Genomic DNA, 10,764 nt, shown 5'->3' with positions numbered 1-10,764 from the left:
ACATCAAGATGGGCAGGCAACTCTTTGGACTCAGTGTTAAAGGGATCTGACCCCTAAATCTGCTATTGAGCGTGTTACTTCTGCAAACACGCCAACATCTGTTGCTCAAGCGCTTGCCAATCTAGCTCACGTGGGCTGATGATTTCGATGCGTGAGTCACGGCGGTAGGCGACTTTGTCGAAGTCATGTTCGTTGTTTACGCGGTTGTAGAACACCCAAGCATGGCCGATGCGAATCACGCCTTTGATACGGCTAATGCCTTCTAGGCCGTTGAGGATTTCTTCTAATTCCCAGTAGTCGAAGCAATCATCGCGGTGGAAAATCCAACCACAGCTAAAAAGGCCGCTGCCATTACCGATTTTACGGATCGGCTTACCAGGCTCCGCCACGGCTTCGTGCTCATGGTGATGATCATGGCCGTGGTCATGATGATGCTCATGGCTGTGATCATGAGCGTGGTGTTCGTCACTATGAGTGTGGGCATGAGCATGGGCTTCAGGGAATTGTGCTTTTAACTGACCATTGCGCACCAAGTCCAGTAACGCCGGATCAATGACGGCGCGTGTGGTGCGGCCCACGTGTTGCTTGGGTGGGAACATATTACCGAGGCTTTCTTCGACTACTTCTACTTGTTCTGGCTCAGCCAGATCACACTTGTTGATCAGCACTACGTCTGCCAAGTTCAGCTGATCGTGGAAAGTCTCGCTGTTAATGACGTTTTCATCGCCCAATGAACGCGGGTCGAGCAAACAAATGGTGGCGCGTAGGTCGAGCTTGTCTTTAAACGCTGGGCCCATAAGGGTGTCGATAATGCCTTCTGGGTGGCCGATACCGGTCGGCTCGATGATCAAGCGATCCGGCTTGGCTTGCTCGATTAAGCCTTTCACCGTTTTGTGCAAAGAGGGGCCTAAGGCACAGCAGATACAGCCGCCAGAAAGCTCTTTTACGTGCAAGCCGTCTTGGTCTGGCATCATCTCTTGGTCGATGCCCACTTGACCAAATTCATTCACCAACACTGCCCAAATTTCGCCTTCTGGCTTATTCGCTAACAGTCCATTGATCGACGTGGTTTTACCAACACCTAGGAATCCAGTGATGATGTTAGTAGGGATGGCTTTGGCTTGCTCGTTCATAGTGTCTCTTCGTTGTTCAGTGGTACTGCTATTACAAATAGTCTGTCGCGTTTTGCGCGGGCGGGCTATCCATATTCCGACATGCTTTGTGTTATTTGACCGCTTTAGCAGGAGATCATTGCACGCGCTCTAAGGCGAGATCAATGCTCGATTCCAGTTGGCGCAGGCGGTTGAATTCTTCCACTAGGCGCTGCTCTAGATTTTTGAAGTTTAGCGGTAAGGTGCGCTGGCAGACATTATGGCCTGAGCCGATCAAGTTGTAGTCTTTCCAGCTTTGAATACGTTCGCCTTCTAGGGCCAGTAATTGGTCCATAAAGCCTTGCTGATCTGGGCAGTCTTCTTCCGCGTGCAGACAGACAGGAAAGGCTTTTTGCTTGATCTGCGGGCCTTCAATATAGGTCTCGAAATGCACGCCACCTTGGTTATGGTTGTGCCAAGTATCTTTGTACAGTTGGATGTAAGGGCCGCGATTGTAGATTTCCCAGCCCTCGTCAAACCAGCTGGTCTTTTTCAGGGCTTGTTCAACGTTGCGGAATACCTTTTTGATATCTTTCATAGTTCTCTCTTGGGCGCTCGATGAAGGATGGAGCGATTCGGCCAATATTATAAATGTTATAATATATCATTTCTTGTTCGATGCCGACGCTTACTCAAAACGATCCTCACTTGCTGCAACAAGTGGTCGATTTGATTTTGCACATAGTTGCAATCCTTCACTCAACTGTAACAAACAAAGCCTATTGTAATCTCAATCATAAGGATTGAGGTTGAATCTGTGTCTATTACAAACCGCGACAGCGCTGCAATGCAACCAAGTGCATGGAAGCGCTGTCGTCATTTACTGATCGTCGCGAAACATGAGCCGGCCAATGCTTTGGGCATTGCTTTACTGCTGTTTTTCGCTTACCTAATTGTGGCTCCTGTGCTGTCGATCGTGGTCGATGCATTTGTTGTGCAAGCCGGTGACAGTGCGCGCATCCGTCAAGCCGAAGGCGAACTAACGTCCTACTATTTGGTGCGCACCCTGACTTCGCGTATGTCTGAACTACTGCTGTGGCAGCCGTTGCAAAATACGCTCAGTGTGGCAGTGATGACGGTTTTATGCTCGGTGATGCTTGGGGTGGCGCTTGCTTGGTTAGTTAATCGTACCGATATGGCGGGGCGTAAGTGGTTTGCCACGGCCTTGATCGTGCCTTTTATGTTGCCGTCTTGGACCTTTGCTCTAGCGTGGAACACGATTTTTAAAAACCGTACCGTTGGCGGTCAACCCGGTTGGCTGGAAGCGCTGGGGATTAGTACACCAGATTGGTTGGCCTATGGTTATTTCCCGATGGTGGTGATCTTGGTGATTCACTACACGCCGTTGGTGATTCTGATTGTGGGCAATGCTTTGCGCCGTTTAGACAGTCAACTTGAAGACTGTGCCCGCATCTTAGGCGCGCCGCGCCGTACCATTGCTATGTCAATTATCCTGCCGTTGATGCGCCCTGCGATCTTGTCCTCGGCCCTGCTGATTTTTGCTGACTGTGTGGGTGAGTTCGCGATTCCCTACATTTTAGGTTTGCCAGTCAAGTTTGACACCCTATCAACCAGCTTGTATCGAGCCTTGGACTCGCGCCAAAGCGGTGTTGCCGCGGTAGTGGCCATGGTGATTATGGCGATCGGCATGATGACCTTGATTATCGATATGCGCATGATGAAAGAAGCCCGTCGCTTTGTCACAGTCGGCGGGAAAGGCAATATGGATCGTCGCCGCGAGCTGGGTAAATTCCGTGTACCAGCAGCAGGCTTTGCCATGTCATTTGTCATGATTGGTGTTGCGCTACCGCTGTTAACGCTGTTCCTATCCACCATCATGATTCTGCCGGGGCGTTTTAACCTAGAGAACTTCACGTTCGATTACTGGATCGGCCAAGACTTAGATACGCTGGCAATGCACAGCGGTATCTTGCTGACCGGTGAATTTTGGGATGCGGCGTGGAATACGGTGATGATCGTCGGTGGCGCGTCGATTGTGTCCGGTATCTTGGGCTTATTGGTGGGCTATGCGGTGCTGCGTTGTTCGATTCCTTGGATCGGCCAATGTCTGCGTCAGATTACCTTTATGCCATACCTAGTACCGGGCATTGCTTTCGCCGCCGCCTTCCTATCGTTGTTCGCGGTCTCTCGCGGCCCCATCCCTGCGCTGTACGGTTTACCGATTCTATTGATTATCGCCTTGATCGCCGAGCAAATGCCGTTTGCCAGCCGCTCTGGTATCGCGGCCATGACGCAACTGGGGAAAGAGCCGGAAGAAGCAGCACGTATCGCCGGTGCGGGTTGGTTTAGCCGTTTGAGCCGCATTGTGGTGCCGATTCAAGCTGCGCCTTTGGCGACCGGTATTCTGCTGCCGTTTATTTCAGGCATCAAAGGGGTGAGCTTATTCGTGATTTTGGCTATCCCAGCCACCGATGTTTTGACCACCTATTCCCTTCGTTTAATTGACTACAACTACGACCAAGCAGCGAACGCTGTGGTGTTGATGATTGCCTTGGTGGCCTGGCTAGGCACCGTGTTTATTCAGCGCATTTCCGGTACCGGATTGGCGCAAGGACTGGAGAGCTAATATGCCAACCATTACGTTACAGAACCTACAAAAAACCTATCCAGGCGCGCAGACCGCAGCGGTGAAAGGCATGAATCTGACTGTCAAAGACGGCGAGTTTATGTGTCTATTGGGACCATCTGGCTGCGGTAAAACCACGATTCTTCGTATGATCGCGGGGATTGAGCACTCTACTAATGGTGCGATTGCCATCGATGATACCTTGGTGGATTCGGTGCAGGAGTCTTGCTTTGTGCCGCCGGAGCAACGCGGTATTGGTTTGGTGTTCCAGAACTACGCCTTATGGCCGCATATGACGGTACGTCAGAATGTGGAGTTCGGTCTTAAGCTGAAAAAGATGCCGAAGCCTGAGCGCCAAGCGCGCAGTGCCGACGTGATGGAAAAGCTGCGTATCGCCGAATACGCCGATCGTTATCCTGCTCAGCTCTCGGGTGGCCAGCAACAACGTGTGGCGCTGGCGCGTATGTTGGCGGTGAATCCAGGCATTTTGCTGCTAGATGAACCGCTCTCGAACCTTGACGCCGCATTGCGTTTGGAAATGCGCGCTGAACTGCGTCGTATTCATGAAACCTTTGGCACCACCATCGTTTTTGTCAGCCACGATCAATGGGAAGCCATGACGCTGGCGACCACCATTGCCGTGATGAGCCAAGGGGAATTGCAGCAAGTGGGCAGTCCTGATGACATTTACGCCACCCCAAGTAATCGTTTTGTAGCGGAATTTATCGGCACACCGCGCATGAATCTGATGGATTTAAAAGGTGCTCGAACTGAGCAAGGCGTGGTCGAGCACGTCAGTGCCCGTTTAGACGATCGTGAACGGGCGCACACATTTGGCATCCGCCCAGAAGCGCTGGTGCTGCACACCGAAGCGCATCCCAATAGCTTGCCACTGACCATCGACAACATTATGCCCACTGGCGGCAGTTGGGTGGTGGAACTGGTGTATGGCACGGAGCGTTTGTATCACTCGACGCAAATCCGTCCGAGTTATCGCGCGGGCGACACCGTTTTTTGTGAGCTGCCGGACGATGCCCTGCATATTTTCGACGCCCAAGGACAACGGCTGGCTCCGTCAGCCCCGTCTAACCATGGCTTGTTAGCAAGTCAGCACACTATAACCCACGCTCAGCAGCGCCAGTTATCGCCTTTGATGTAAGCCCTCTGATTCACTTTAATTAACCAAGGAAATGTTTATGACTATGAAACACAGCTTACTGGCACTGTCTGTTGCGGCAGCAAGCTTATCAAGCGCGGTTCAGGCAAGCGAAGCGTTCGACTTGCAAGCCTTGATCGACGCCGCCAAGCAAGAGGCGCCGATTACGGTGTACGCCACCACGGGCAAGATCGTGCAGCAGGCGAAGGACTTCACTGAGAAATACGGTGTGGAAGCGGTGGGGATTAAGTCCAAGTCACCTGCCACCATCGAAATCATTAGCCGCGAAGCGCAAGCCAACAATGTCAAAGCGGATGTGGCGCTGATCGAAGACGCCGCGGCGGTAAAAGCTCAGCTGTTTGATAAAGGCTATGTGACAAGCTGGGTGCCAGGCGATATGACCAACGACATCATCGCCGATTATCAAGATCCACTGACCGTGGTGCTGGCGCCTAATATTTGGACCTACAACACAGCGCAATATGAGACGTGTCCGATCACCAATATTTGGCAGCTCACCGAAGCCAAATGGAAAAACAAAGTGGCCATGCAGGACCCTTTGATCAAGCCATTGTATTCGGATTGGTTCAACCAAATGGCCACCCACTATGACCAAGACATCGCGCAAGCCTATCAAGCACTGTACGGTGAACCGCTGACAACCGATGAAGCCTCTGCCACCGCAGAGTTGATCAAACGTCTCGCGCAAAATGGCCCGCTACTGACGCGCAGCGACGGCGATGCGGCGGCCGCAGTGGGGGCGCCAGATGTGCAAGACAGCTTTGTCGGCTTGATCAGTACCGCGAAGTTTCGTGATAACAAAGACGGCATGAAACTGGGCATTTGTCACGGTATGCAGCCATTTATTGGCGTCAACTATCCAACCATGGGCGTTATCACGGCCGGAACGGACAGCCCAAATGCAGCCAAGCTGTTTATGCATTACTTGCTGACCAGTGAAGGCATCAAGCTGCAAGCCATTGACGGCAAAATGTCGACCAACTTGAAAGTGCGTCTGCCAGCTGAGGAAGCCTCGGGTATTGAACAGTACCGTGACGAATTGATGGTCTACAAAACCAGCAGCGCAGACTCCGATTGGCAAAACCGCCAAGACTGGATGGATCTGTGGAGCTTGAACTACACACGCTAATGATTGACCGTAAACCAGCCGTGCGCAGCTAAATAGTGCACGGCTTTGCTAGGAAACACCTTTGAATACAATCGATTTACAGGCTAGGGAAGCCGTTTTAAAAGATACGATCCTGGCTGCTGGCGAGATAGCCTTGCAACATTTTCGCTCCCGCCGTGCGGGAGACTACACCTTAAAAGGCAACCAAGACTTTCTCACGGAAGCCGATGCCTTGGTGGAAAGCTACATTTGCGAGACGCTAAAACAGCACTTTCCTGAGGACGGACTTCTGGGCGAGGAAACTGGCGGTGACGCTGAGAATCTGCGCTTATGGGTGATTGATCCGATTGATGGCACGGCCAATTTTGCCCGCGGCATTGAGCACTTCTGCATTGCCATGGCGTTTGTTGAGAACGGCGTCACGCTGCTGGGGGGGATTTATAACCCTGCTTCTGAAGAACTGTACTTGGCGCGCAAATCCGCCTACGCCGAGAAAAATGGCCAAGCGCTACGTACCGCTGCCACGGCAAGCGCAACGCAAGCGACCTTTGAATTAGGCTGGTCAACCCGTACCACGCAGCAGCATTACCTCAACACCTATACTCAAGTGTTGTCGTTAGGGGCGAATATTCGTCGCGGCGCATCGGGCGCTTTGGCATTGGCTTGGGTGGCAGAAGGGCGCACTGACGGTTACGCCGAGTTGCATATGAACGCTTGGGACTGTTTGGCGGGCTTATTGTTAGTGGAAGAAGCCGGTGGTCGTATTGGTAAGTTCCCCTGTGATCACCGTGAAATCAGTCGTGGCGGACTGGTTTTAGCCGCCGCACCGTTAGTCGCCAAGGCTTTTTCCACTGCCGTCGCCATCTCACTTAAGTAATACATTAGGATTTTTATGACTGATACACCAAAAGTACCTCATTACCCGCGTCCGCCTATTAGCCTGATTGAAAGTGATTTACCAGGGTGGGGCGTTGATCTGTATATCGGCGGCTCGACTGGGGCGGCGGATATGGCATTGCTGGCCGAGCACAATATCAAAGTTGTCATTAACTGCGCGGTAAACTTAGACATTGATTTAGTGTCTGATCCAGAACGAGAGGCACCAGACCATTTGAATCAACATGGCGCTGGTCCAGTGCGCTACTATAAATTAGGGATGATTGATGGCGATGGTAATCCTGAAGCGCTGATCCTAGCGGGCTATCATTTGATGCGTTCAAGCTTGTCTCAAGTATTGCCAGTGAAAGCGTCTTACAAGGTACGTGAAAAGGGCAATATTTTAGTGAATTGTCGTGGCGGCCGCAGCCGCTCAGTCACCATCGTCGCCCTGTTCCTACATTTGGAATACCCTGAGCGTTACCCAACCTTGGACGATGCCATTGCGATGATTCGCGATAAGCGACAATTGCACCCAGATGAATGGTTTGAAGCCCCAAAACCGCAGCTCATCAAGCTCGCGGAGCGCGCAGTGAGCATGGAGAAGCTACTAAGAGAAGCCGGTTTTCATGCCGAATGATTGATAGATAAGGCTCTATGAAAGAAAAAAAAGAAAAAATCGTTGCCAGCGCTGCTGAGGTAGCGCGTCTTGCGGGCGTGTCCCGTTCTGCCGTGTCGCGTACTTTTACCCCAGGGGCCAGTGTCTCAGAGGATACTCGACGACGTGTGTTAGAAGCTGCCGAGGCATTGAATTATCACGTCAATCATTTAGCGCGTGGCTTATCTAATGAGAAAAGCCGTCCGGTGTGTTTGCTCGGGGCCAATCTTGATGCGCCTTATCAAGCCAGCTTGTTGGATGCGATTACCCAGAAACTGCAGCAAGCGGGGCGCGCGGTGATGGTGATTAACACCTCCGGGGATTCTGCGAGTGCGGAAGCTGCACTGCGACAAACTTTGCACTATCGTGCATCGGCAACCATTGTTTTATCCGGAACGCCGCAAGCGTCCTTAGTACAGACCTGTATCGACAGTGGTCAGCATATTATTTTGGTCAACCGTGAAGGCCAGTTTAAGGGGGCCGATCACATCACCATTGATTACCGCAGTGCTATGGAAGACGCCTTCTATGCCTTGACTCAGGCTGGTTGTGAAAACCTAGCGATCATCTCGTCAACGGTGCAATCCCCCAGTTTAATGGCCCGTGAGCAGTTCTTCTATGAAGCAGCGCAAGCAGCCCAATTGCCATGTGAAATTTATCGTTTTGGTTCAACCAGTTACGACACAGGGGTAGAAACTGCGAAACGCCTGTTGCCATCACGTAAACGCCCCGACGGTGTACTGTGTGTCACTGACTTGATCGCCTGTGGCTTTATGGACGCTGCACGCCAAGAATTCAATCTGCGCATCCCCGAGGATCTGTGCGTGATGGGGTTTGATAATATTCCGCAATCCAGCTGGCTTAGCTACCAGCTGACCACCTTTCGCCAACCACTCGAAGATATGGCACACGCGATTGTTACGTTGCTTGAGAAGGGCAAACAAGAGGGCAGCCAAGATCGTCAGGTTTTCAGCGCACCACTGGAGTGGCGCCAATCTGTGCGTCCAGCGCGGTTACCGTAAAGAGCGAACGGCATAAACGGGCATAGGCTTTTCAGTCATGTATCATTATAATCAGATGATAATAAATTTGATGCTCTAAGGATGCCTTATGGAAAGCAAAACTGCCCGTTTTACTGTATTGCTCGACCCTCGTAAAAAGAAGGCGTTTGAGAAACTGTGTGCCGAACAGGACCTAACGCCATCGCAGGTGGTGCGCCAGTTGATCCGTGGTTATCTGGAAGATCACGAGGTGGATTTCACCAAAGAAGTCTTGGAAGAGACGCCTAAAAAAGGTTAATCCTGCCAAAAATATTATCATGTTATTGTCATTGCGTTATAATACGATGCAAATTTTCCCTATGTCTATTGAGGTTATTGAAGTATGAGTCTTCCAGCTTGCCCACAGTGTAACTCTGAATTCGTTTATGAAGATCAATCTATGCTGATCTGCCCTGAGTGCGCTTACGAGTGGAACCCAAACGAAGAAGTGGTTGATGAAGATGCGCTAATTCTGAAAGACTCGAACGGCAACCTACTAGCGGAAGGCGACAAGGTGACTTTGATCAAAGACCTGAAAGTAAAAGGCTCTTCTCTAGTACTAAAAGTCGGTACCAAAGCTACCATCAAACGCTTTGTTGATGGCGACCACGACATCGACTGTAAAGTTGACGGCGCTGGCGACATGATGTTGAAATCTCAGTTCGTGAAGAAAGCCTAAGCGGCTGATTGCCTCGCGATTTGATTTGAAGAAGGCTCCTAGAAAGGGGCCTTTTTTATTGTTGCGCTAGTGCCCACGCCAGTACCTCAAAGATTTTGGGATCGGTGCATTGGGCAACGTTAAAGCGTAGATAATCCTGAGCATTTTGCGCTTGGCTAAAGACATTCCCTGGTGCCAGCACGACCCCTTGAGTTAAGCAGTCTTGAGCCAATTTGGCGGCGTTGATGCCGTTTGGTACTTGGCACCATAAGAACATGCCATCCTTGGGCTGTAGCCAAGGTGTGATCCCCAGTGTGACTAACTTTTCGGTGGTGCTTTGGCGCTGTTTCGCGAGCCAGAGCTGTAGCTTTTCCATATGTTTGCGGTAACCGCTGTCGGTCAGTGTTTGCAGCACGATTTCGCTATCCAGTCGATTACCGCTAAACGACGTAGCGATTTTCAAATCGACTAGCGGCTCGATCCAATCAGACTTCGCGGCAATGTAGCCACAGCGCACAGACGCTGAGACGGTTTTGGAAAAACTGCCAATCTCGATCACCTGCGCTAGACCATCGTAAGTGGCCAAACGCGGTGCGCGTGACGTTTCCAGATCGGCGAAAATATCGTCTTCTACAATCACCAACTGTGACGCATGGGCCAGCAGTAGCAATTTATGGGCAACGTGCGGAGCGAGCTGCGCGCCAGTTGGGTTATGCATTGCCGAATTGGTTAAATAAAGACGCGGATTATGTTGCTGAATCGCCGCCGCAAAACTCTTAAGATCAGGGCCATTTGGTGTATAGGGAATACCGACGATGTTGACTCGGTGTGCTTTGAAGAGAGCATGAAAGTTAAAGTAACAAGGATCGTCCACCAACACAGTATCGCCCGGCGATAGCAGAAAACGGCCAATCAAGTCGATGGCATGGGTGCCTGACTCGGTGAGCATAATCTGCTCGGTGCTGACGGCGATATTATGGCCGAGCAAACGACGCTGCAGATATTGGCGAAACGCTAATGAGCCTTTCGGCGAGGCATACTCGGTCAGGTTTAATGAGTCTTGGCGTGCCAAGTGGCGTAGGGCACGCTTGATCCCCGTTTGATAGAGCCACTCGCTTGGTAGCCAGCCACAGCCGGGCATCAGTGCCTCTGATGTGGCGTCTAAAGATTCCTTCGATACCCATAAAGGGTCCACTTCACGGGCGAGCTTGGGACCAATCTCGTTTAAATTGAGCGGTGCGATGGGGCCTGAGACATAAAAGCCCGCGCCTGGACGAGACACAATCTGTCCTTCTGCTACCAGACGATCATAAGCTTCAACCACTGTTGAAATAGAAACCTGTAAAGCCTTGGCCTGTGCTCTTACAGAAGGTAAACGCGTATTGGGCAAATAGGCCCGTGAGGCAATTTTCGCTTCAATATCGTCCATAACCGTTTCAATGAGGGTGCCTGATCGAGCCATTGTTCTCTCTTTAATGTTCAATTGTATTGCTAAGATAACCATAACAG

Annotated in this window: 11 protein-coding genes; 8 read left to right on the top strand and 3 right to left on the bottom strand. The window is 51.2% G+C overall.

Translation table 11 applies throughout. The features are described from left to right. Positions 1–74: 74 nt before the first annotated feature. Positions 75–1,133: a CobW family GTP-binding protein gene (locus ACOSVP_RS13305; RefSeq protein ID WP_487347976.1), complete on the bottom strand. Its 1,059-nt coding sequence runs from the start codon at positions 1,131–1,133 to the stop codon at positions 75–77. A 115-nt stretch (positions 1,134–1,248) separates the two neighbouring features. Continuing rightward, positions 1,249–1,689: a hypothetical protein gene (locus ACOSVP_RS13300; protein ID WP_487347975.1), complete on the bottom strand. Its 441-nt coding sequence runs from the start codon at positions 1,687–1,689 to the stop codon at positions 1,249–1,251. A gap of 219 nt (positions 1,690–1,908) precedes the next feature. On the opposite strand from ACOSVP_RS13300, the gene ACOSVP_RS13295 reads away from it, so the two are divergent. The 8 genes from ACOSVP_RS13295 to ACOSVP_RS13260 all read left to right on the top strand — a co-directional run bounded on the left by ACOSVP_RS13295 (position 1,909) and on the right by ACOSVP_RS13260 (position 9,276). Next, on the top strand, positions 1,909–3,738 hold the full coding sequence (locus ACOSVP_RS13295) for an ABC transporter permease (protein WP_487347974.1): 1,830 nt from the start codon (positions 1,909–1,911) through the stop codon (positions 3,736–3,738). Position 3,739: 1 nt separating this feature from the next. Next, entirely contained in the window at positions 3,740–4,897 is a 1,158-nt protein-coding gene (locus ACOSVP_RS13290; RefSeq protein ID WP_487347973.1) for an ABC transporter ATP-binding protein, read from the top strand. A 37-nt stretch (positions 4,898–4,934) separates the two neighbouring features. After that, positions 4,935–6,044, top strand: coding sequence for an ABC transporter substrate-binding protein (locus ACOSVP_RS13285; RefSeq protein WP_487347972.1), 1,110 nt, complete (start codon positions 4,935–4,937; stop codon positions 6,042–6,044). 61 nt (positions 6,045–6,105) lie between these two features. Further along, positions 6,106–6,900 carry an inositol monophosphatase family protein gene (locus ACOSVP_RS13280; protein ID WP_487347971.1) on the top strand — a complete coding sequence of 265 codons (795 nt, stop codon included), beginning with the start codon at positions 6,106–6,108 and terminating at the stop codon, positions 6,898–6,900. A gap of 15 nt (positions 6,901–6,915) precedes the next feature. Continuing rightward, entirely contained in the window at positions 6,916–7,539 is a 624-nt protein-coding gene (locus tag ACOSVP_RS13275) for a dual specificity protein phosphatase family protein (protein WP_487347970.1), read from the top strand. Positions 7,540–7,556: 17 nt separating this feature from the next. Further along, positions 7,557–8,579, top strand: coding sequence for a LacI family DNA-binding transcriptional regulator (locus ACOSVP_RS13270; RefSeq protein ID WP_487347969.1), 1,023 nt, complete (start codon positions 7,557–7,559; stop codon positions 8,577–8,579). A gap of 88 nt (positions 8,580–8,667) precedes the next feature. Beyond that, entirely contained in the window at positions 8,668–8,856 is a 189-nt protein-coding gene (locus ACOSVP_RS13265) for a CopG family transcriptional regulator (RefSeq protein WP_487347968.1), read from the top strand. A gap of 84 nt (positions 8,857–8,940) precedes the next feature. Continuing rightward, the gene (locus ACOSVP_RS13260; protein WP_487347967.1) at positions 8,941–9,276 is read left to right on the top strand and encodes a zinc ribbon domain-containing protein YjdM; all 336 of its coding nucleotides are present in this window, start codon (positions 8,941–8,943) and stop codon (positions 9,274–9,276) included. Positions 9,277–9,331: 55 nt separating this feature from the next. Here ACOSVP_RS13260 and ACOSVP_RS13255 read toward each other — a convergent pair whose 3' ends face one another. Then, positions 9,332–10,717, bottom strand: a complete 1,386-nt coding sequence (locus ACOSVP_RS13255) for an aminotransferase-like domain-containing protein (RefSeq protein ID WP_487347966.1) — start codon at positions 10,715–10,717, stop codon at positions 9,332–9,334. Between the last annotated feature and the right edge of the window lie 47 nt (positions 10,718–10,764).

It is taken from the genome of Marinomonas sp. HM11-D (assembly GCF_057626615.1).
This window is presented reverse-complemented; position numbering and strand designations above follow the sequence as displayed.

Excerpts from the sequence above, each read along its gene's own strand:
- ACOSVP_RS13305 (WP_487347976.1), bottom strand. The coding sequence starts at position 1,133 with ATGAACGAGCAAGCCAAAGCCATCCCTACTAACATCATCACTGGATTC.
- ACOSVP_RS13275 (WP_487347970.1), top strand. The coding sequence starts at position 6,916 with ATGACTGATACACCAAAAGTACCTCATTACCCGCGTCCGCCTATTAGC.
- ACOSVP_RS13290 (WP_487347973.1), top strand. The coding sequence starts at position 3,740 with ATGCCAACCATTACGTTACAGAACCTACAAAAAACCTATCCAGGCGCG.
- ACOSVP_RS13260 (WP_487347967.1), top strand. The coding sequence starts at position 8,941 with ATGAGTCTTCCAGCTTGCCCACAGTGTAACTCTGAATTCGTTTATGAA.
- ACOSVP_RS13255 (WP_487347966.1), bottom strand. The coding sequence starts at position 10,717 with ATGGCTCGATCAGGCACCCTCATTGAAACGGTTATGGACGATATTGAA.
- ACOSVP_RS13300 (WP_487347975.1), bottom strand. The coding sequence starts at position 1,689 with ATGAAAGATATCAAAAAGGTATTCCGCAACGTTGAACAAGCCCTGAAA.
- ACOSVP_RS13285 (WP_487347972.1), top strand. The coding sequence starts at position 4,935 with ATGACTATGAAACACAGCTTACTGGCACTGTCTGTTGCGGCAGCAAGC.
- ACOSVP_RS13270 (WP_487347969.1), top strand. The coding sequence starts at position 7,557 with ATGAAAGAAAAAAAAGAAAAAATCGTTGCCAGCGCTGCTGAGGTAGCG.
- ACOSVP_RS13265 (WP_487347968.1), top strand. The coding sequence starts at position 8,668 with ATGGAAAGCAAAACTGCCCGTTTTACTGTATTGCTCGACCCTCGTAAA.